17 protein-coding genes and 5 pseudogenes are annotated in these 20,124 nt (G+C 66.3%); 6 read left to right on the plus strand and 16 right to left on the minus strand.

Annotation, left to right across the window (positions count from 1 at the left end; all coding sequences use genetic code 11):
- Nucleotide 1: 1 nt before the first annotated feature.
- The 5 genes from QA634_RS35550 to QA634_RS09645 form a co-directional block, all read right to left on the minus strand.
- Entirely contained in the window at nt 2-220 is a 219-nt protein-coding gene (locus QA634_RS35550; protein WP_012331784.1) for a DUF6481 family protein, read from the minus strand.
- A gap of 165 nt (nt 221-385) precedes the next feature.
- The gene (locus tag QA634_RS09630) at nt 386-565 is read right to left on the minus strand and encodes a hypothetical protein (RefSeq protein WP_415926905.1); all 180 of its coding nucleotides are present in this window, start codon (nt 563-565) and stop codon (nt 386-388) included.
- A gap of 125 nt (nt 566-690) precedes the next feature.
- Entirely contained in the window at nt 691-900 is a 210-nt protein-coding gene (locus QA634_RS09635) for a cold-shock protein (protein WP_018261828.1), read from the minus strand.
- Nucleotides 901-1,218: 318 nt separating this feature from the next.
- A complete protein-coding gene (locus QA634_RS09640; protein WP_265576574.1) occupies nt 1,219-1,350 on the minus strand; it encodes a hypothetical protein in 132 nt (43 codons plus the stop codon).
- Between the two features lie 14 nt (nt 1,351-1,364).
- Nucleotides 1,365-1,748 (minus strand): hypothetical protein, encoded by a 384-nt coding sequence (locus QA634_RS09645; protein ID WP_012331787.1) that lies wholly within the window; start codon nt 1,746-1,748, stop codon nt 1,365-1,367.
- 133 nt (nt 1,749-1,881) lie between these two features.
- Between QA634_RS09645 and QA634_RS09650 the strand changes: the two are divergent.
- Nucleotides 1,882-2,738, plus strand: a pseudogene (locus tag QA634_RS09650) (transglutaminase family protein).
- A gap of 103 nt (nt 2,739-2,841) precedes the next feature.
- Here the strand turns inward: QA634_RS09650 and tnpC are convergent.
- The 4 genes and pseudogenes from tnpC to QA634_RS09670 form a co-directional block, all read right to left on the minus strand.
- A pseudogene (gene tnpC, locus QA634_RS09655) lies at nt 2,842-4,120 on the minus strand (IS66 family transposase); the annotation flags it as partial.
- Between the two features lie 459 nt (nt 4,121-4,579).
- Nucleotides 4,580-4,831, minus strand: a complete 252-nt coding sequence (locus QA634_RS09660; protein WP_236728744.1) for a hypothetical protein — start codon at nt 4,829-4,831, stop codon at nt 4,580-4,582.
- Nucleotides 4,832-5,181: 350 nt separating this feature from the next.
- A complete protein-coding gene (locus QA634_RS09665; protein ID WP_150108620.1) occupies nt 5,182-5,436 on the minus strand; it encodes a hypothetical protein in 255 nt (84 codons plus the stop codon).
- 527 nt (nt 5,437-5,963) lie between these two features.
- Nucleotides 5,964-7,028 carry an alpha/beta fold hydrolase gene (locus QA634_RS09670; protein ID WP_012331788.1) on the minus strand — a complete coding sequence of 355 codons (1,065 nt, stop codon included), beginning with the start codon at nt 7,026-7,028 and terminating at the stop codon, nt 5,964-5,966.
- Between the two features lie 336 nt (nt 7,029-7,364).
- Between QA634_RS09670 and QA634_RS09675 the strand changes: the two genes are divergently transcribed.
- Nucleotides 7,365-7,559: a hypothetical protein gene (locus tag QA634_RS09675; RefSeq protein WP_150108621.1), complete on the plus strand. Its 195-nt coding sequence runs from the start codon at nt 7,365-7,367 to the stop codon at nt 7,557-7,559.
- Between the two features lie 258 nt (nt 7,560-7,817).
- Here the strand turns inward: QA634_RS09675 and QA634_RS09680 are convergent, their stop codons facing one another.
- The 5 genes from QA634_RS09680 to QA634_RS09700 all read right to left on the minus strand — a co-directional run bounded on the left by QA634_RS09680 (nt 7,818) and on the right by QA634_RS09700 (nt 13,913).
- The gene (locus QA634_RS09680) at nt 7,818-8,087 is read right to left on the minus strand and encodes a hypothetical protein (RefSeq protein ID WP_012331789.1); all 270 of its coding nucleotides are present in this window, start codon (nt 8,085-8,087) and stop codon (nt 7,818-7,820) included.
- Nucleotides 8,088-8,391: 304 nt separating this feature from the next.
- The gene (locus tag QA634_RS09685) at nt 8,392-9,591 is read right to left on the minus strand and encodes an IS256 family transposase (protein WP_012330728.1); all 1,200 of its coding nucleotides are present in this window, start codon (nt 9,589-9,591) and stop codon (nt 8,392-8,394) included.
- Between the two features lie 174 nt (nt 9,592-9,765).
- A complete protein-coding gene (locus QA634_RS09690) occupies nt 9,766-10,788 on the minus strand; it encodes a lytic transglycosylase domain-containing protein (protein WP_012331790.1) in 1,023 nt (340 codons plus the stop codon).
- Between the two features lie 304 nt (nt 10,789-11,092).
- Nucleotides 11,093-12,097 (minus strand): magnesium/cobalt transporter CorA, encoded by a 1,005-nt coding sequence (gene corA / locus QA634_RS09695; RefSeq protein WP_012331792.1) that lies wholly within the window; start codon nt 12,095-12,097, stop codon nt 11,093-11,095.
- A gap of 445 nt (nt 12,098-12,542) precedes the next feature.
- A complete protein-coding gene (locus QA634_RS09700; protein WP_012331793.1) occupies nt 12,543-13,913 on the minus strand; it encodes a phytanoyl-CoA dioxygenase family protein in 1,371 nt (456 codons plus the stop codon).
- 420 nt (nt 13,914-14,333) lie between these two features.
- Here QA634_RS09700 and QA634_RS09705 point away from each other — a divergent pair, with 420 nt between their 5' ends.
- Nucleotides 14,334-14,714 (plus strand): hypothetical protein, encoded by a 381-nt coding sequence (locus QA634_RS09705; protein WP_036270426.1) that lies wholly within the window; start codon nt 14,334-14,336, stop codon nt 14,712-14,714.
- A 177-nt stretch (nt 14,715-14,891) separates the two neighbouring features.
- The gene (locus QA634_RS09710) at nt 14,892-16,001 is read left to right on the plus strand and encodes a PQQ-dependent sugar dehydrogenase (protein WP_012331795.1); all 1,110 of its coding nucleotides are present in this window, start codon (nt 14,892-14,894) and stop codon (nt 15,999-16,001) included.
- A gap of 427 nt (nt 16,002-16,428) precedes the next feature.
- Here QA634_RS09710 and QA634_RS09715 read toward each other — a convergent pair.
- Nucleotides 16,429-16,698 (minus strand): annotated as a pseudogene (locus QA634_RS09715) (IS3 family transposase); the annotation flags it as partial.
- 47 nt (nt 16,699-16,745) lie between these two features.
- Between QA634_RS09715 and QA634_RS09720 the strand changes: the two are divergent.
- Nucleotides 16,746-18,145 (plus strand): annotated as a pseudogene (locus QA634_RS09720) (IS30-like element ISMtsp4 family transposase).
- Between the two features lie 7 nt (nt 18,146-18,152).
- Here QA634_RS09720 and QA634_RS09725 read toward each other — a convergent pair.
- A pseudogene (locus tag QA634_RS09725) lies at nt 18,153-19,069 on the minus strand (IS3 family transposase); the annotation flags it as partial.
- A gap of 778 nt (nt 19,070-19,847) precedes the next feature.
- On the opposite strand from QA634_RS09725, the gene QA634_RS09730 reads away from it, so the two are divergent.
- On the plus strand, nt 19,848-20,000 hold the full coding sequence (locus tag QA634_RS09730) for a hypothetical protein (protein WP_168169148.1): 153 nt from the start codon (nt 19,848-19,850) through the stop codon (nt 19,998-20,000).
- The last annotated feature ends 124 nt before the right edge of the window (nt 20,001-20,124 follow it).

A 20,124-nucleotide genomic window follows, 5' to 3' on the forward strand; every position in this document is an offset into this window, starting at 1 on the left:
CTCAGCCGCGTTGGCGCGCCTTGCGCGCCGCGTACCGGGCATCCCGCGCGGCTTTCTGCTCGGCCTGGAGCGTCGTCGCGCGGGCCGACGCCTCAGCGACATCCCGCGCCTGATCCGCGGCCTCCTTCTCGCGCAGCACAGCCTCCTGCTCGCGTAACGCGGCCTGCTCGGCCTGTACGCGGGCCGCCTCCGCCTGGCGGGCGGCTTCCCGTTCGACCAACCGCGTGATGCGCGCCTCGGCGACGGCCTGCCGCTAGGCGCGCCGCGCCGTGAGCGCTACATCGTCCGCTGCGCTCCGCGCGGAGCGGACAAGCATGGCGCTTCTGGCCTCGGCGGAGGACTTCAGCCGCTCGCCGAACGAGGCCTCCTTGAACCCGCCCATCCGTCAGACTCGGCTCAGGCTGAGCGAGTGGACCGGGCCCGAGAACCGGTCGGCGAGGTGCCAGCGCAACTCCCGCACCGAGTGGTAGCGGTAGGTGCGGTCGATCAGGTGACTGACATCCAGCCGTTCCTGAGCCTGCTGCCTCCAGATCTGCTGTACCTGAAACGTTTCGACTTCGATCAAGACGGGCTGGCAATTTGCGACTGAAGTGAAAGTAAAATCCACGTTGTGAAATCCATTCGAGTTCGGACTCCTCGTGAGGAGCAGGGGGTACGGACGACGAGGTCCGCACCCCGGTGCAAACCGGACTACTCCGCCCGGAGATTGCCGGCCGACTGCTTGCCGCTCCGGCGATCCGTCTCCATCTCGTAGGAGACCTTCTGGCCCTCAGACAGCGTCTGCAGGCCCGCGCGCTCGACGGCGGAGATGTGAACGAACACGTCCTTGCTGCCATCCTCCGGCTGAATGAAACCGAAGCCCTTCTGGCCGTTGAACCACTTCACGGTGCCGATGCTCATAGTCGTATCCATAGTTTCGTAAGTGCAGGCGTGAGCTTGGCGCGCGATCAGCAGCGCCAAGGCTCGGATGATCGATAGGATTTGGAGAGAGTGTCAGAGCATGCGCCCCGCTCAGCAGGGCGACGAGGCCCGGAAGTCCGGCCAAAGATCGATACGCTTAGTATGGGCCGCTTCAGCACCGATGGCAAGGCGCCCAGATGAAAAGACCTCGCTACCCTGCTCCGCTTGTGGCCAAACGCGCGTTCGGACGGGCCTATTCGGCAACCACATCCGGCGGCACGCCGGGACGAGTGCGGCACGGTTAAGCAACTGGCTGCGCTAGTGTTTCGCCCCGGACTTGGCGGTTGTAACCGCCTGGCCCTTGGTGCTCGGGGCAGCCGCAATGGTCTTCGGCTTTTCCTTCTTCGGCTTCTTGGCTTCGCGGTTTCCGCGCTTGCGATCGTCACTCATGAGGATCCCCCTGGTCAGACGTCGGGGGCCGCCCCGTCTCGTCCATCTGACGTGACCGACTCCGACAGGCGCGTGAAATCAGCCAGCACGGCAGCCACCATGCTGTGCAAGCGAGGATCGTCGCAGGACAGCGAGGCGGAGAAGCGCTCCAGCAGGTATCGCGCCTTCTGAACCGCTTCCGGCCACGTCGCGGCTTCCGCCGAGAACAGGTTGGCTTCGAGGTCGTGCTGGCGCGCGACAAGGTCCGCGTGTTGTGCTTTCACGGCGGCCCGCCTGCGGCGGAGCGTCGTGGCCTTCTGAGCGGCCATCCCGCGCCGCTCGTCCAGTTCGATCGAGCGGTCCGTCATCCGGCCAACCTTCATCTTCGCGCGGCTAACATGACAGCTTTCCTCGTCCATGTCCGTTAACTCGGAGGCGCCGCGAGTCGCAGTTTCGAGGATCGCCGGAGCAAACCGATCGGTTTGGAGGCGTGGTGATGGGGATCGCGGCCGGAAGCATCGGTGCTGTTCCGGCCGGCACGAGGAGCAAGCGATGGTCGACCTGCACATCCAGCACCGAACTCTCTACCGATTTCGGCACCCCGTGACACTCGGGGCGCATCGGCTGATGCTGCGACCGCGCGAAAACCGCGACGTGCGCTTGGTGTCCAGCAACATCACTTTGACGCCCTGAGCCACGCTGAGCTGGGCCAACGACGTGTTCGGCAATGCCGTGGCAACGGCCACGTTCGGCCAGCCATCGGATACGCTCGTGATCGAGAGCGTCGCGCAGGTCGTTCTTTCGGCTGCAGCCTACCCGGTCTTTCCGATCGCTGCTTCCGCCATCTCCTATCCCTTTCGCTACTCCGACGACGAGTGGGGCGACCTCGGCCTCCTGACGGTTCAGCAATACCCTGACGATGGAGGGCTGAGAGCCTGGGCGCAGGGCTTCGTCGCGGGGAACCCGACGGATACCCTGTCGCTGCTGCAGGATCCGAGTGCCGGTGTTGCCCGGTGCGTTGCCTACCAAGCCCGCGAGGACGAAGGCACGCAGTCGCCGAGCCAAAGCCTGTCCTTCGCACAAGGGTCCTGCCGAGATCTCGCGACCCTGTTCGTCGAAGCCGTGCGCAGCCTCGGCTTCGGGACCCGGATCGTCTCCGGTTGCCTCTATCACCCGACCCAGACCCTGGTAGGCTCGGCGAATGCCGGCTCGACGCACGCGTGGGGCGAGGTCTACGTGCCAGGCGCGGGCTGGATCACGTTCGACCCAACCACAGCATGGGCGGCGCGAACCTGATCCCGGTCGCCGTCGCCCGCGACATCCGGCAGGCCATGCCGGTGGCCGGCAGCCTTCTTGGCGCAACGAACGCCTTCCAGAACATGAGCGTCGAGGTCAGCGTCGCCTCGTGATGAGCGATCCTGCTGGCGGAGGTAATTACCCAGGGGGGTCCGGCCCGGTGTCGGAGCCGGCTGAGCTTATCTGCGATGAGGTGGGCGGCGCGGGGCACGATCGGGCGCCGATGGTCTTGAGGAGGGTGGCGAAGGTGCCGGCCCCCGAGAGGCGAGCGGTGTCGACGACCGTGCGCACGTCCGCCTCGCCTGCGGCCGCCCACATAGCACGGTAGCCGTTCGTCACCTTGCGTTGCACCACTGCCGGGCGCAGAGCGCGCTCACACCCGTTGTTGGTGACCGCCACGCACCCGGGATGGTCGAGGAAGACCAGGAGTTGATCACGGGCCCTGCCGATCTTGGCTTGCAGAGCGCGGCTCAGGTCGCAACGGCTCGGGGCGGACAGGATCTCCGACAGCTGCCGCTCCAGTGCCCGGCGCTTGGCCGAGAGCGTCGAGGCCGCCAAGTCGATGACGCGCTCGGCCAGGCTGAACACGGACCCGAGCCACAACTGCAGGCGCAGCGGCACCGGATCTTCGCTGACCTCGACCGCGTAGGCGACGTCGCGCCAGACGCGCCAGGCAGGTCTGGTGCCGCGCGCCGTGGCCCCCCTGCTGGGCGGTGTAGCGGTCCGACAGCCACACCGCGGGCCGGTGCCCGTCCATCATCGCGTGCACCACCGCGGCGGCGCGCGTCGGGGCGGCGTGATGAACGACCGCCTCGTCCGAGCGGAAGACCCAATGGTACGCGTTGCTGCCTTCGATGCGTACGCCGGTCTCGTCCGAGGCGACCACCGCGGCCCGGCGCAGTGCCGAGACCGCCGCCTCGCGACCAACGCGGAACTGCCCCTGGGCCCGCCGCAGCAGGTTCATCAGCCCGCCCTGGCTCAGGGTCAGCCCGAACAGGTCGCCCAGCGCGGCTTGCAGGCGCTCGTAGGACAGAGCCTGGAAGGTCTTCAGGTACACCGCCACCGCGTGCAGCCGCGGACCGAACGGTGTGCCGCACGCCTCCCGCGGCACCGGAGCGACGACGCGGGTGCCACATGAGGGGCAATGCACCGCGAGCCGCTGATGCCGGGTGACGAACGGCGTCACCGCGGGCAACTCGATCTGCTCGCACACGCTGACGATCTCGGCGGGCAGGTCGGCCGCCAGGGTACCGCCGCAGCAGGGGCACTGACCTGGGCGGTGGGCGACGACCTCGTCAGGATCGGGACTGAGCGCGCGGCTATGCCCCTCGTGACCCGGCTTGGCGCCGCCAGGCTTGGCCTGCTCGCGCCGCTCCTTGCGATCCGTGGAGGGCGGCTTGGAGGAGGTGCGCGAGGTCTTCTCCGGCCGCTGCAGGCGCAGCACCAGTTCGATCAACTCCTCTTTGCTCAGACGTTCCAAATCGTGGCGGCCCATCTCCCGAGGGAATCAGCCAAAGCGGCTCCGGGCAAGAGGCGCCGCGAGCGCCCCCATCGGCTCCTCGCCGGCGTCACGCCGCGACCGAGCGCACCCCCTGGGTAATTGCTGGCGGAGATGGTCCGCTCCAGCATCAGGCCGAGTTGCCCCCGAGCGGTCCGGCCATGCTATTGGTGAGGGGGATGTTGTGCCTGTGCGGTGAGCCTTTGAGGCCGGGCGTGTCGCAAAGGTTTTGGCCGTAGAGAATTATGCTCCCGGCAGAGGCGCACCCCGGTCCGACGGGGCGATATCAGGCCCGTCAAACCAGTTCACTGACCTCGTCGGAGTGGGTGAGCAGGCGGCGAGCAGGCATTGTAATTCTCTGTTCGGAGGAGATTTTTCGGCCGTTAAACATTTGCGACACGCCCCGGCACGACCCACCCTCTCGTGATCGATAGCTTCGAGGGCGACATGCTAAAGCTAGTGTACCGTAAGCGAGCTGATCTCGTACTCGCGGCTGTAATGACTCATCAGCTCGACCACGGTTTGAGCGAACGCGCGGCTTTCGTCCGCTGAATTGGTTGCTGTCTGAATGGAGAAGCCCGGAAAAACATTGCCAGCCGCGACTGGATTAAATCGGAGTGCAATCAGATTTTCGCCTCCTGGGCGACCCTGGATCTGTATCAAGATCATTCGCGCGACTTGCGCCCACGTCTTCCGCTCACGCTGCATCGAAGGCGCCTCCGGCCAAGAACGGAGTGTGCGCCAGAAGCAGTCCTCTGTCCCCCACATTCGGGGAGGGCCGATGGCCGGCTATTACCGCCGGGGAGATCGAGGACGGGCTCCACATTGCCATCGCCACAGCAGCGTGCGCGGTAGGAGCGGATCGCCACGGCCGGATGAGCGTGCCTGCCCTACGTTCCGACCTTACTGACCTCCTGCTCAACGGCATCGACCGCCGCCCGAATGCGCGAGGCCTGCCGCGGTACGCCGTGCGTCGACCTCTACGGCATCGCTGTGCCAGGGTGAGGCCGCTGGCCTTCATTATCCGAAGCCGTCCATGATGAAACCTTCTTCAGATCTCAAACCGGCTTTAGATTGATCAGCTTTCGACCAATATTGTATAGTCTATTACTATCTTCGTGCGCACATCTCAAAAAATTTGCCAACTTGTGATTATCTCGCTGCCCTAATTTGAACGCTTCATTAGCCGAGCTGATGGCTTTAGCGTCTCCTTTGCTGAACGCTTCCTTCAATTCAGCTCGCCCCTTCACATCATTCCCTTTATTCAGGCTCCAATCCAAGTCTTCTTTAACTGCCTTCCAATTCGCAGACATCTGATCCTCCCGCACCTGGTTTGGGCAGATTACAGCATATGATCCTTCTTCATTCCCTCGAGTTTAAGCGTGTGATCGGGTTCCCTCGGGCGGTGCGCCCCTGACCCGGGCCCGCACCTGTTCTGTCCCGAATGGAGGCTGTCGGACGTTGGGGCGCGAGCCTGCTGCGATCAAGACTAACCTCCCGGGGAGGCGCTTCGCGCGACAAGGACCGTCCCGCGCCGCGCCCTGCTGCTCGGTTGCTGGTTGTACAGCATCCTCACCTGACTCTTTGTCCGCAGGATGGACGTGATCACTGCGATTGCGCTTTCAGGGTGCCTCGCGCCTGCTCGATCGCGTCCTCAACGGCGATATGTCGGTCCTCGGCCTCGCCGCTGACGGCGAGGGAGGCGCAGCGTTCCGCTAACTCGTCCTAAAGATCGTCAAGGGCGAGAACTTGCGCCTGCAGGTCTGGCAGGCCGGCCAGATAGGCGAGGATGCTTCCTGCTGCCGTACCGGCCTGCTCCACCTGCCCGCTCTGAACGAATTCAAGCAGCAGGCTTGGACATTCGGAATGAGGCTTCATTCGCACCGACCTTGACTGGTCTCCGCTCGTGGCCAGCTTTGACGCTGGTTTGCTCCGCCGCACGCGCGACGGCTTTGATGACCTGATCGGGCGCCAGGTGATGGATCATGTGCCCCATTCCCGGAACGACGATGAGTTCGCTGTCAGGCAACTCCCGATGCAGCCGCTCGGACTGCCGGCCAACATCCGCGATCTGATCGTCCGCACCCGTCACGATCACCACCGGCAGCATCAGGTCGCGGTAGTGCTCCTGAAGCCCCACCGTGACGGGCGTCATCAGCGCCGCATCTTCGGCCGCAGCTCGGAGCTGAGAGGGGCGTAGCATCAGCTCCTTCGGCATCTGCTCGTCAAAGCGCTCCGGCACCGCGGCAGGCGCGAACATGGCCTTGAACAACCCCGGCAGGATGAGCCGGGAGACGACCGGTGACACCGTGTAGCGCATGACGTCGCCAACCACCGGGATCGCCGGCGGCGAGAACAGAACCACATCGGCCCGCAGCGTTGGATAATAGTAGCCCGAGGCGAGCACGAGGCTGCGTACGAGGTGCGGGGCCTGCAGCGCGAGGGCGACGGCGACCAAGCTGCCCCACGAATGACCGAGCACCACTGCCTGCGACACGCCGAGACGCTTCAGCGCCTTCTGGAACAAGGTCGCGTGTGCCCTCGGCGTCCAGAGAGCCCGCGGCCGCGCGCTGTAGCCGTAGCCGGGACGGTCGATAATGATGACGCGGTGGCGCGTGGCGAGATCCTCGACGATGCCGCTGACCAGGAAGTCCTGGATCATGGTGCCGTTGCCGTGGATGAGCACCAGGGGGTCGCCCTGCCCGCGTTCGACGTAGTGCAGGCGCACGCCATCGACGGTCATGAAGCGGCCGATGGGCGGGTGACGGCGCTCGGCCTCACGGGCTTTCGCGACAGTGTACAATGCCGACGCGCCGAGGGCTGCTGCGGACCCGATCAAGGCGGGTGCCAGCCAGGTCCGGCGGTCGATGTCCGGCTTCGTGGCGTCAGTGCGGTCGTCGTGCATGCATCCTCGCTTGGTCCAGGCCGGATCAAGCTGATGCTGTGCGGTTTGTTCCGCCGAGATGACACAGCGCAATCCAGCACGGTCGAGCATGGACGTGTCCGACTAGAGGCAACTGTCTATATAATTGAGGAACGTCTGATCAGACTCTCAGCTTTTTTAATTGGTTTACAACAGGCTGATCCTGCTTGCTGTCGCGTTCAGCCTTGAGTTCACCTGTCCTGACGCCACGCCGATCAGGTGATGGCGTCCGGTTCGGCACCCTCGACGCAATCACCACCGCTGGCTCGGGCTGCTGACGCTGACCGAGGCCGGGCGGGCCGCGGTTGGAGTTGCCGCATGACCCGCCCCCTCGCGATTGACAGCCTCGCGAACCATCAACGATCTTCAGTGAAGCATGAAGGTTCGCATCTCGTAGATGCGAAAAAGCTGCCAGATCATCTCGGCAACTGTCTGCACCATATTGAAATGCTCTTCTTCGCTACCCCCCTTAAAATCGAGGGCAAAGCCCGGGCTATCCTTCCCGCCTGGTGAAGGAGTGAACCGAAACCCGACAACGCACGCCCCACCGGGGCTGCTGCGGGCTTCCGCCAGGATGAGGGCTTCGATCTGAGCTCGGGACCTCGGCAACCGTTGCATGACGGGCTTTCCGACGGGAGCCAGGGTGTGCGCCTCCTTCGCAGAGGCGTCCCCCACATAGGTGAATCAGCAACATCGGCGACCTGTAAGGAGACAGCGCGACAAGCTGCCGACGTCCTTGTGATCGACGGCCTCGCGGGCGGACCGCGGACCCTAACGCAGCGTGAACGACGTGACGTCGTACTCACGGCTGTAGTACCTCATCAGCTCGACGGCGAACCGTGCGAAGACGCGACTTCCGTTCACGGAGGCGGTCGCCGTTCCTGTAGAAAATCCCGGGGACGCCTTACTCTCGGCATCACGGTCAAACCGGAGGAAGATCAGGTTTTCGCCGCCCGGGTGACCCCGGATCTGGTTCACGATCAGTTGCGCGACCTGCGCCCAGGTCTTCCGCTCACGCTTCTTCGAGACGCCCCCGACCAACGTCCCACCCTAGGCAGGAAGCAGACCGGCGTCTTTTACGTGGGAGGCGGAGCGAGCCGATGACCGCGGAATGATTTCAGCCTGGACGACGCGGCTGAGAGCTGTGGTTCGGGCTGAGAGCTATGGTTCGCGCGCGAGCCTCATGGGCGGACCGCCGCGGCGCGTAGACCACCCGGACTTCTGCAGCTTCAGCCAACTCGGCTTGCAGCAGGTTGGTCCGCTCGTGGTGGGGGATGGGGTCGTGTCCCCAGGCGTGGTGTAGCTTCGGCGTGGTCACCCCGATCACCGACTGGGGCCGGGACGATCAGGCTGCCAGGGTGGGCAGGCTGACGAGGGGATCATCGCCGATGGGGGCGATGCTTTCCAGGGTGATGGAGCGGGCGCGCTGGACGGCCCACTCGTCGTTCTGTTCGAGCAGGATCGCGCCAACAAGGCGCGTGATCGCGGCTTCGTTGGGGAAGATGCCGACCACCTCGGTGCGCCGCTTGATCTCGCCGTTGAGGCGCTCCAGCGGGTTCGTGGAGTGCAGCTTGACCCGATGCTGGGCGGGAAAGCCCATGTAGGCCAGCACGTCCGGTTCGGCCGCGTCCATCAGGGCGGCGAGTTTAGGGACCTTGGGCCGGAGTTGATCGGCCACGCGCCGCCACTGCTGACGGGCGGCCTCCGCGTCGTCCTGGGCGAAGGCGGTGGCGATGAAGGCCGACACGACGCGCCGCCCGCTGCGGCCGGCGTGGGCCAGCACGGTCCTCATGAAGGGGACGCGGCACCTCTGCCAGGTGGCATTCATCACCTTGGCAACCGAGGCCTTGATGCCCTCGTGCGCGTCCGAGATCACAAGCCTCACGCCGCGCAGACCGCGCCGGGCGAGTTTCCGGAGGAAGTCGGTCCAGAAGGTCTCGGCCTCGGAGGGGCCAACGTCCATGCCGAGCACTTCTCTGCGCCCGTCGCTGTTCACGCCCACCGCCACGATCACCGCCACCGAGACGATACGACCGTCCTGGCGCACCTTCACGGAGGTCGCGTCGATCCAGAGAGACGGCCACTCGCCTTCGATCGGCCGGTCAAGGAACGCGCCCACGCGCTCGTCGATCTCCTGGCAGAGCCGCGAGACTTGGCTCTTGGACACGCCGGTGCCGCCCATGGCTTGAACGAGATCATCGACCGAGCGGGTCGAGATGCCCTGGATGTACGCCTCCTGGATCACGGCGGTGAGTGCCTTCTCGGCCATGCGGCGCGGCTCCAGGAAAGCCGGGAAGTACGAGCCCTTGCGCAGCTTGGGGATGCGCAGCTCGACCGTGCCCGCCCGCGTCTGCCAGTCCCGGTCACGATAGCCGTTGCGCTGGACCAGCCGCTCGGCGCTCTTCTCGCCGTGGGCCGCCCCGGTCAGGCCGCCTACCTCCAGCTCCATCAGCCGCTCGGCCGCAAAGCCGATCATCTCGCGCAGCAGGTCCGCGTCGGCGCTCTTCTCCAGCAGCCCGCGCAGGCTCATCATCTCGTCGGTCATCGGAGGTCTCTCGGGTTCGCGGTTGGTGCCAGCAACCCGACCCTACCCGGCAACCGCCGATGACCACCCCGCGAGAGATCCCGCCTGCTTCAGCGCTGTGATGGGCGCGCAGGCGGGCTCTCTCGCTCCCGGCGAGCTACACCACCAGTAGGGACACGACCGGTCTGCTGCCCTTCAGGTTTTCAGGACCAGGCAGGCACCACCGGCTGTGCGGATCTTCCCGCAGAGTGCGGTCGCTTCCGCTTGGCTCTGGGCCGGAATGCGGACCCGGTAGAACGCCCCGCCGCCCCGGCTCAGCAGGCGCGTCCCGATGATCATCGGGCGAGCCTCCCCGATCACCTTGGCATAGGCGGAACGCGTGCGCACAAAGCTCTCGAGGGCCTGCTCCTTGGAGAAGTTGCCGGCCAGCTGAACGCCCCAGGGTCCCCACGGCGGCGGAGCTGGCGGGACGACAATGGGCTCAAGAGCAAGGGGCGAGGCACGTTCGGGGCGTGACGGGACACGCAGCCCCGCGGTGACTTGTGCGCAGCTCGGACCCGTCTCCGCTCCCCGCCCGGCTGCCGCCAGAGCGGCTGAGGGGGCGGCGCGCTTCGCCCCGCCAGTCTCCGCTGCCTTGCCCACCGCGCGAGTGTTGCCCGCGTCCCCGGGAGAGGTCGCACCAGATATCTCACCGGTGAGCGTATCGGGTCTCGCCATTGCCGGGGCACGCCACTCCTCCACTGCTCTGCCCGTGACCGCGTGGACGTAGGCCCGCGTCTCGGCGGGGAGGCTGCCCGAGCCAGCAAGCCAATTGGCCACACGGGTTGGGCCGCCGTTGTAGGCGGCGGCAGCAAGGCCAAGGTTGCCGAACCGCTTGCGCAGATCGGCCAGGAGATGCGCCGCGTGCGGGATGGCCTGCTCCGGGTCAAAGGGGTCAGAGAGGCCGCGCTCGCGCGAGGTGCCGGGCATGAACTGGGCCACACCCTGCGCGCCCGCTGAACTAGTGGCGCTGGTCCGGAAGCCGCTCTCCCTCCAGATCAGGCGGGTGAGAAAGGGCACCGGCAGCCCTCTGGCTCTGGCGGAGCTCTCGATGAGACGGCAGAGCGCCTGCCCGACCGTCTCCATCGTGGCCGTACTCGGAGCGGATCGCACTGGTGCGGCGGCCAGCGACGCCCCGATCACGCCGGTCAGGAGTACGCGCGCAAGCTTCTCGATCACGCAGCCGGTTCTAGCTGCTGAAGGCCGGAGTTCAACATCGGACCAATGCCCGAGGCGATGCGATACCTGGCTCCTACGATCATCGGAACACCGGAGGAGGGCGGCTGCCCCTGGATCATGCTTGTCTGCTCACATGGGAGTAGAGCTGAACAGTTGGCCGGAGTACCGGACGGAGCACCGCTCCGCCCGAGATCGGCGTCGTTGATCCCCACCTCGACGGCCCAGCACGGGTCAGAACCGGCCGTGATCAACTCGCCGAAGCTGATCGTCAGAAGGCGCACCGACGCCCGTGGTGCGGCCGTGACTACAACCACCCGAACTTGCGGAAGCGCTGGTAGAGCACCCCGCACACCAGTACGATCGCGCAGAGCACGATGAAGTAGCCGTATTGCAGCTCCAGCTCTGGCATGTTCTTGAAGTTCATGCCGTAGATGCCCGCCACGGCGGTCGGTACTGCCAGGATGGCAGCCCAAGCGGCGAGGCGCCGCGCGATGTGGGTCTGCTGCGTCTGGCCGATCATCAGGCTCGCCTCGAAGGCGAAGGCCAGCACCTCGCGCAGGCCGTCGATCTCCTCCTGCACGCGCCGGATGTGGTCGGACACGTCGCGGAAGAGCACCTGCATGTGGGCGTCGATCGCCAGCGTCTCGGCGTGTTCGAGCTTGCGGCAGACTTCCACCAGAGGGACGACGGCATTGCGCAGGCGCAGGAGGTCGCGGCGCAGCATGTAGAGGCGCTCGATCTCCGCCTGCTGCAGCTCGCGGGCGAGCACGACGTCCTCGATCGCCTCGACCTCGTCGTGGATCGTCTGGATCACGGGGCCGTAATCGTCCACGATGTAGTCGAGGATGGCGTAGAGCATGTAGTGCTCGCCCTGAGCGAGCGTGGTCGGGCAGGCTTCGCAGCGCTGGCGCACGGCGGCGTAGGAGGTCGAGGCGCCGTGCCGGACCGTCACCACGTAGCCGCGCCCAAGGAAGACGTGTGTCTCCCCGAAGGCGATGCGGCCCTCGACGAGCTGAGCGGTACGCGCCACCACGAACAGTCCGGTATCGTACTGCTCCGCCTTCGGGCGCTGGTGGGCGTTGCCCGCATCCTCGATCGCGAGAGGATGCAGGTTGAACTGCGCCTGCACCTCTCTCAGGAGCGCGTCGGAGGGCTCGTAGAGCCCGATCCAGACGATGTGGCCGGGCTTGCGCGCCCAGGCCCCGGCTTCCACCACGGTGGTCTCGGCGATGCGGCGGCCTGCCGCATAGACGCCGGCTGCGACGACGCCCGGGGTCGGTGCGGGAGGCGGTGGAGTGGGAGCGAGCATGGCGTGTCCCCCAGACAATTGCCGGCTCGAAGTTGCGCCCGAGCGGTCTCGCGGCGCAACCGGAGTTCGCGAGACGACGGCGCCACCTGCACTCGGTCGCAGGCTGGCCTGTCCAAAAAACGACCGTTTTCCTTACATAGAGGGGATGAGGGTGCCGACGGCCTACTCGCTCGAGAGCACGGGCCGGCAGCTGTCGGCAAACCGTGTCAGGAAAACATCCACGTCTCTGATGCCACCACGGTTGCAGGCGCCTACGCGCGCGTGGGGCACCCACGCTACATGTTGCCACCCCTCGCTGGGAGGCGAAGCGCTCGATCCAGGCGTGGCATCATGGGCACGCGCCGGCGGAAGAGCGGCAACTCAGCTTGACGAACAGAAAGAGAACAAGTATGGCCCCGCTATAGCCCGCTCCCCTATGGAGCCGTGGTCCGGGTGACTAACCAGGTCAGGTCCGGGCGACCGCGCAACAAGCCGGACGGCACCGGCCAGCAAGCGGCCTCCGGGCCGCAGGAGTGGGACTGGGTCGCCCCGACCCCACGGACAGCCGGGTCGCTGATCGATGGCCCCCCGGCTCGCTCCGCGTCAGACCTCCTCGGAGGTGAAGCGGCGAGTAAAGGCCGACCGCCTGACCGCGGCCTCCCCGACAGGGTTTCGTCCATTGCTCCGTGACCGGCTCGTACGGCGGCTCCGGCCCGTCAGGTCTGTCAGGCTTCGCCCCACACAGGCGAAGCCATCCCCTCTCCCCAGCCCACCATCCCATCAGGGATGGACAGATCGACCACTGGCAGAACCGGGTCGCCGGCGCGAACTCGACCGCCGTTCCGCCACTGGCTCCGAATGACGCCGACCCGCCCCCCAGCGCCAGCAAGCTCCAGAACAGGGGGATCTTGCGGCGCCGGAGGAGAGGTAGAGACCACGGATCGAGCCCGACGAAGGGCAGGAACGGGTTGCGGCGGTTGGCGGCGTAGATCTCGATGCGGACGCCTGGACGGACCGTTGCGCCCCGGGCGTGGAAGCCGCACGTGTCGCCCACCACCAGGGTGTTGCCCGGGACCGCGAACTTGACGGGGGCCGAGAGGCCCAGACGGGGCAGCTCCTCCGGGCGGATCCGGAATGCGCCGCCCCCTCCCGCCTTGGTTGGATCACAGGCCTCCACGCTCTTGCGCCGCTCCCAGGCAAGGCGCCGCTTCGAGCGGGTGGCCGAGCCGCGCACATAGGTGAAGGGACCCTCATCCTCCGGCACGTCGTGCAGGAACAGCCACGCCTTCATGGTTGGATGAAACGTGTCCATGTGGAGGTCGAGCTGTGGATCGGCTTGTGAGCCGTCGAGCTGGGAGAAGATCGTCTGGATATAAACCTCCGGCTCCACGTCGAAGCTCGCCACGTAGCGCAGCCGACCCTGGAAGCCGGGCATTTCGAGGAGCCGCCGGCAGGCCGGGAGTTGGCGCAGGGTTGCCAGGGTCAGCGGGACGCGTCGCGTGACGGCGTCTCCCTCGCGAAACTGTCTGGCGGGGAGTGCGACCGAGGTGACCTCCTGCACGAGGTCGGCGAAGTGCCCCGGTTCGAGGAAGTCGCGCACCTCGAGGTAGCCCTGCTCATCGAGCTGCCGCTGGTCCTCCGCGCTCACCAGCGAGGCCAGGCGCCGTCGTCTCCGCGCCGTGAGGGCGGTGGCCGTGTTGACGCGCCAGACGTGCAGCCCGCGGCGGTTCAAGGAAGCACTGCCGAGGATCGGATTGCTTCGGAAAGATTTTGCCCCGGTGAGCACCTGGATGGCGTGGATCGGAGCCAGGAGGAGGCGCGAAACTGTAGCAGCCATGTTCGTCACGAAAGTTGCCCAGTGGCAGGCTTGAGCGCCCAGGGCGGCATAATAATGGCGTGAAGGCGCCGTGAACGTACTAACGATACGATGTTTCAGGCTTGCAACTGACCACATCCCATGTAGATAGATATTAACATACGTCATAAGCCCTACAGCTCAACGATTAACATGTGTCGCGAATTGCAGCCGTAGAGCCTACTCGGCCGGATTAGGGGCTCCGTCGCGATCTCGGCGAGGACGCACCGCTCAAGCTTGCCACGGCGTTCGGCATGATAGGCGGCCTTGGTTGTAGCTCCCGCTCTCAGCAAGGGGGAACGCACTTGGGCAAAATCACCGCAACACTCGTCCAAACGGACGGGTCCGGAGTTTCTCGCGCGGACCGCACTTGGCAGCTGCGTCCATGCGTGAGGTAGGACAATGAACAAGTGTGTACGGACTACTCTGAGTGCCGCCGTGCTCGGAAGCGGGGTGCTCCTGGGCATCGCGTCTGCTCAGGCCATGGGGTATGGCTATGGCGAGTTCGACGCGCCCGAGACCGTCGTAACGCGCCGGACCATCGTCGAGCGGCAGGTTGTTGCCCCACCTCGGCGCGTCGTGCGGGAGGTGATCGTGGAGCGGCCAGTGATCCGCCCCCACCGTGTTGTCCGTAAGGTCGTGGTCGAGCGCCCGGTCGTGTACCGGCCCCGGCGCATCGTTCGCGAGGTCGTGGTCGAGCGGGACGGCTTCTATGGGCCGCGCCGGTTCGGACCACGACCGGTTGGCTACGGCTACGGCCCGGCCTTCGACGCGTACGATTGAGGGCTGGCGCTACACCGAGGCCGGCCCCCGCTGACGGGGCCGGCCGCTCAGTCCTGCGAGGGCGGCGGGCCCTGGGCCGCGAGTTGGGTGTCCTCGCGATCCTGGTCGCGCACCAGCCAGCGCACGGCTCCGAGCGCCAGCGTTGCGGGTTGAGGTGCCGGCCGGAGAAGCGCCCTAATGCGATCTATCCTTCTCGCCACTGCCACGCTCGTGGTGACTTCCCTCCCTGTTGCGGGTCAACCAGCGCAGCGCCTCAGAACAGAGAAGGCCGAGATCATCGTCGAAACCGTCGCGGGCGGTCTCAACCATCCCTGGGGTCTCGCCTTCCTGCCGGATGGACGCATGTTGGTCACCGAAAAGCCGGGGCGCCTGCGCATCGTCTCGGCCGAAGGGGAGATCTCACCTCCGATCGCCAAGACGCCGCAGCCGTCCATTCAGTTTTTGGACGTAGCACTCGATCCCAATTTCTCTGAGAACCAGCTCGTTTACCTTACGTATGTCGAGCCGCGTGGGGGCGGCTTGGCCACGGCGGCAGGACGTGGGCGGCTCAGCACGACCGGTACGACTTTGGAGGGCTTCGAGGTCATCTTTCGGCAGCAGCCGGCCTCGCCGATCGAGGATCACTTCGGATCGCGCCTCGCCTTCACGCCCGACAGCAAGCTCTTCATCTCGACAGGAGACCGTGACGAGCCTGACTCGGCTCAGGATCTCTCCACCCACATGGGCAAGCTCGTCCGCGTCAACCGGGACGGCTCCGTGCCGGCCGACAACCCATTCGTGCATCGTGCAGGAGTTCGGCCAGAGATCTGGTCCTACGGCCATCGAAACATCGAGGGCCTCGCCGTCCAGCCGGGTACAGGCGTCCTCTGGGCGGGGGAGTTCGGGCCGACCGGCGGAGATGAAATCAACATTCCCAAGCCGGGCGGCAACTACGGTTGGCCCTTAGTGAGCTGGGGTGATCACACGGATGGGCGCGTGATCCCGCGGCCGCCGACCCGGCCTGACCTGACGGACGCCATTTATCACTGGACACCATCGGTCTCGTTCTCTGGGATGACGTTCTACACGGGGGCTGCGTTTCCGGCCTGGCATGGAAACCTGCTGCTGGCTGGACTGGCTTCACAGGCCTTGATCCGTCTGACGCTCGCCGGGGCACGTGTCACTGGGGAGGAGCGCATCCCGATGGACGCACGCATCCGGCATGTTGCCCAAGGACGGGATGGCCTTCTCTACCTTCTGACCGACGAGGACCAGGGGCGGATCCTACGTTTCAAGCCGGGCGGCTAAAACTCAGCTTCGACTGTTAGGGTATACCCTCGCGAGCATGCCGCCAGTACATGGCCGTGCCCGCAAGACGGTGGCCCGGCTAGCCTGAAGACCGGCCGTCCATCGCACCGCCTCTGGCCAGGAACGATCATCGGCGCGATGGAGACGGTCGGGGAATGCTGACCGTATCGCATCCTGTCATCGAGCACCCCGTCCTCCGGCTTGGGCCGGAGACCCCGTACTCTCAGCGGCCCGCCACGCCAGCTGCCTGCAATCCGGATGATTTCATCACCATTTCCCTTCCATGGTCCGCCGATCAGTTCGGGCGCAGACGGCTGAGAGACTGAGCGTGCTGTTGCCCCACATGGGAGCGGAGCCGTGTCTTAGTAGTGCATGCAGCGCAGCGGGATTAACCTGATCCTCCCCTGATTTCGCGGACACGGGGAGTTTAGCTCGCGGTCCGTTCGGCTTGCTCGGGCGTGAGATAACCGAGTGCCGAGTGGATGCGCTGCCGATTGTAGTAGCCCTCGATGTAAGCGAACAGGTCGCGGCGCGCCTCATCCCGGGTCGCCCATCGTCGCTGATGGACGAGCTCGACCTTGAGGGTGTGGAAGAAGCTCTCCATCGGGGCATTACCGTAGCAGCAGGCCGTCCGGCTCATGGACGGCCTGGCCGCCATGCCGGCGAGCTGCCTCCGGTAGGCCTCGGCCGCGTAGTGGGTGGATTCAAGTGGTCGTCGCAACGGCTTGGCGGAGGGCGGTTGTGATGGCAGGTCGGCGGCGTTCGGATCGGGCACTTCGCGAGAAGCTGCGGTCACCGGGTCGTCCCGGGGTCGGTCTGCGCGAGACGCGGCGGGGGTTCTGGGCGTTCCTCGCGCAGGGTCTCTCCAGCGAGGTCGCAGCGATGAAGCTCGGGATCTCGCCACCGGTCGGCTCGCGGTGGTTCCGGACAGCAGGCGGAATGGCACCTTCCCACCTGTCACCATCATCCAAGTCGCCTTCTGCGCGCTACCTGTCGTTGGCTGAGCGGGAGGAGATCGCGATCCTACAAGCGCAAGGTCACGGGGTCCGGGACGTCGCTCGGCGTCTGGGACGGGCGGCGTCGACCATCTCGCGGGAATTGCGCCGCAATGCGGCGACCCGCAGTGGCGGCCTGGACTATCGCGCCACGACCGCGCAGTGGCACGCTGAACGCGCGGCACGCCGGCCCAAGCCAGCAAAACTGGCGGGGAACGCAGCGCTGCGGACGTACGTGCAGGAGCGGCTCGCCGGAACTGTCGCGACACCGGGCGGGAGCGCTCTGCCTGGCCCTAGCGTTGCCTGGAAGGGACGGCGGCACGGGCGACGCCAGAGCCGGCGATGGGGTCGATCCTGGAGTCCGCAGCAGATCGCCGAGCGCCTACGGCTCGACTTTCCGGGCGATACACGATGCGCATCAGTCACGAGGCGATCTATCAGGCGCTCTACATCCAGGGCCGGGGCGCGCTGAAGCGTGAGCTGACCGCGTGTCTTCGCACAGGACGGGCTTTGCGTGTGCCGCGGGCCCGCAGCCTGGGCCGAGGCAGGTCGTTCGTCACCCCCGAGGTGCTCATCAGCGAGCGTCCGCCCGAGGTGGAGGACCGCGCGGTGCCGGGGCACTGGGAAGGAGATCTGATCCTGGGTCTGAAGAGTTCGGCGATCGGGACCCTGGTCGAGCGCACGACGCGCTTTACGATGCTGCTGCATCTTCCGCCGATGGACGGCCATGGGGTGACACCGCGTGCGAAGAACGGCCCGGCGCTGGCGGGGCACGGGGCCCAGGCGGTGCGCGAGGCGATCGCCGGCACGATCGCGCGCTTGCCCGAGCAGCTGCGGCGCTCGTTGACCTGGGACCAGGGTACCGAGATGGCCGAGCACGCGCGCTTGCGGATCGACGCGGGTCTGCAGGTCTACTTCTGCGATCCACGCTCACCCTGGCAGCGGGGGACGAACGAGAATACGAACGGGTTACTGCGACAGTACTTCCCGAAAGGAACGGATCTGAGCGCCCACAGCGCGAACGATCTTGCTGCTGTGGCCGCAGCCCTCAACAGCAGACCGCGCAAGACGCTGAACTGGAAGACGCCGGCAGAGGCGCTCGACGCTGTGCTGGCTGCCGTGCAAGATGGTGTTGCGACGACCGCTTGAACCCAAGCTGGCTGCCGTGATCCGAGTGGCAGATAAGCCCGGCGGCCGGTCGCTGCCGCTGGGCGGCCATCATCAGCGCAGCCACGCTCAGCTCGGTGCGCATATGATCGCGCATCGACCAGCCGACGATCTTGCGCGTGGCCAGATCGAGGACGGCAGCCAAGTAGAGCCAGCCCTCGCCGGTCGGCAGGTAGGTGATGTCGGCCAGCCAAACCGTGTTCGGCCGCGCGGCCGAGAAGTCCTGCCTCAGGAGGTTCCGGGCGATGGGGAGATCGTGACGGCTGTCGGTCGTGCAGGGCCGGAACCGACGCCCCGCCAGGGCACGGATGCCGTGCCGGCGCATGAGACGCTCCACCCGCCCGCGGCTGGCTGAACGGCCCTCGGCCCGCAGGGCGGCATGCACGCGTGGGGCACCATAGCGCCGGTGGTGGGCGGCATGGATGCGCCGGACATCGTCCAGGAGCTGGCGGTTGGAGGCCGAGCGGGCGCTCTCAGGCCGTGACCGCCACCCGTAAAAGCCGCTGGGGGAGACGTCGAGCACGCGGCACATGAGACGCACCGGCCAGGTCCGCGCATGCTGCTCGATGAAGGCGTAGGTCACGTGGGCATCTCCGCGAAGATGCCGATGGCTTTTTTTAGGACGTCGCGCTCCATGCGCGTGCGGTCGAGCTCACGCCGCAGACGGGCAATCTCGGCGGCCTGATCGGACGGCGAGGCGATCGGGCTTGATGGCAAGGCCCCGGTCGATCCTGCCGGCCGCGGTCGGGGCGGTGCCCCGTTCAGCGTTGCACGCCACTGCCGCAACATCGAGGGCTGGATCCCGAGCTCGGCCGCGATCTGCATCTGCGGCCGGCCGCTGCTCTCCAGCAGGGCGACCGCTTCGCGTTTGAACTCGGGCGTGAACTCCCGTCTCGTCTTCGCCATCCGACACCTTCCCCGCTCCGCCAGAGCGTATCAGAGGTGTCCGTGAAACCGAGGGAGGATCATTTGGTCGCTACACCTATCCAGCCCCTCGCGGGCTTGAGACCCCTTCAGGCGCCAACCTGAAGGGGTCTTGCTTTGTGGTGTCGTGCTGCTGCGGCAGGTTTCTCCTGCTGTTGCAGCCCGAGAGTTCTCCGCCCCGACGATGATGCGCTCACAGGTTCACGTGAACCTGTGACGCTGCGCGAAAAAGCACTTTCGTGGCGCAGAGCGCGGAACGTGTCGCGCACGGAGCGCAAACGATGCGCGAACATGAGCCGAAAGTGCTTTTTCGTAATGAGAGGGTCGGGGGTTCGAATCCCTCTTGCGGCACCACCACTTAGCTCAGATTTCGGGTCTCACCCATTTCGCAGCGCTCCCCGAGCGCTCCCCGCATGCAGAGCCGTGCTCATCCACAGGAGGGTGAGGGGAGCGCTGCAGGATCCCCGGCGGCTGACGTCGCGCCTGCCGCTCGCACTGCCGCCGTGCCCGACCGTCATGCCCGCTCCGTGGCTGACGCCGCAGCATCCGCCGCGCTCACGCCTGCCGTCATGCCCGAGCCCTGCCTTGACCTGCGTGGCTGACAGGCAGGGAGGCATCGCCGAGCCTCCCCCGGGTCTCGTCGGGTCCCTCGGGGCGCCCGCCAAGGCAGGTGGGCTGTCCCGCTGCACGCCATGCCCAGGGCGCGCATCCTGTGGGTCGGGCAGTGGGGCCGCCCGACAGCCGCCTACAATCCTACTGCATGACCGCAGCGCTGCCCGCATGCCTCGGCCTCGCGCCCGCCGAGAGCCTGCCTCGCGGTTCAAATCTGACGCTTGATACCCGCCGTGAGGGGCCGCTCGCGACCGATGCTGTTGAAGAACTCAGCGATGATGCTTGCAGCGTCGCCCTATGACTCACCGTGAGGAAGGCTCTTCTCTTTTGTCGCACGGCGCTCGGATTTAAATCGGCGCGCGCGACCCCGCGCGGAAGATTTTTCTTCGGGCGTCATGGTGTGGAGTACCGCGTCGGCTGCGTCC

The sequence above is a fragment of the Methylobacterium sp. CB376 genome (genome assembly GCF_029714205.1).
Taxonomy (GTDB): domain Bacteria; phylum Pseudomonadota; class Alphaproteobacteria; order Rhizobiales; family Beijerinckiaceae; genus Methylobacterium.

Coding starts and splice junctions, on each gene's coding strand:
- QA634_RS09635 (WP_018261828.1), bottom strand. CDS start 900: ATGAGCATCGGCACCGTGAAGTGGTTCAACGGCCAGAAGGGCTTCGGT.
- QA634_RS09640 (WP_265576574.1), bottom strand. CDS start 1,350: ATGAGTGACGATCGCAAGCGCGGAAACCGCGAAGCCAAGAAGCCGAAG.
- QA634_RS09645 (WP_012331787.1), bottom strand. CDS start 1,748: ATGGACGAGGAAAGCTGTCATGTTAGCCGCGCGAAGATGAAGGTTGGC.
- QA634_RS09660 (WP_236728744.1), bottom strand. CDS start 4,831: ATGCAGCGTGAGCGGAAGACGTGGGCGCAAGTCGCGCGAATGATCTTG.
- QA634_RS09665 (WP_150108620.1), bottom strand. CDS start 5,436: ATGTCTGCGAATTGGAAGGCAGTTAAAGAAGACTTGGATTGGAGCCTG.
- QA634_RS09670 (WP_012331788.1), bottom strand. CDS start 7,028: ATGCACGACGACCGCACTGACGCCACGAAGCCGGACATCGACCGCCGG.
- QA634_RS09675 (WP_150108621.1), top strand. CDS start 7,365: ATGACCCGCCCCCTCGCGATTGACAGCCTCGCGAACCATCAACGATCT.
- QA634_RS09685 (WP_012330728.1), bottom strand. CDS start 9,591: ATGACCGACGAGATGATGAGCCTGCGCGGGCTGCTGGAGAAGAGCGCC.
- corA (WP_012331792.1), bottom strand. CDS start 12,097: ATGCTCGCTCCCACTCCACCGCCTCCCGCACCGACCCCGGGCGTCGTC.
- QA634_RS09700 (WP_012331793.1), bottom strand. CDS start 13,913: ATGGCTGCTACAGTTTCGCGCCTCCTCCTGGCTCCGATCCACGCCATC.
- QA634_RS09705 (WP_036270426.1), top strand. CDS start 14,334: ATGAACAAGTGTGTACGGACTACTCTGAGTGCCGCCGTGCTCGGAAGC.
- QA634_RS09710 (WP_012331795.1), top strand. CDS start 14,892: ATGCGATCTATCCTTCTCGCCACTGCCACGCTCGTGGTGACTTCCCTC.
- QA634_RS09730 (WP_168169148.1), top strand. CDS start 19,848: ATGACCGCAGCGCTGCCCGCATGCCTCGGCCTCGCGCCCGCCGAGAGC.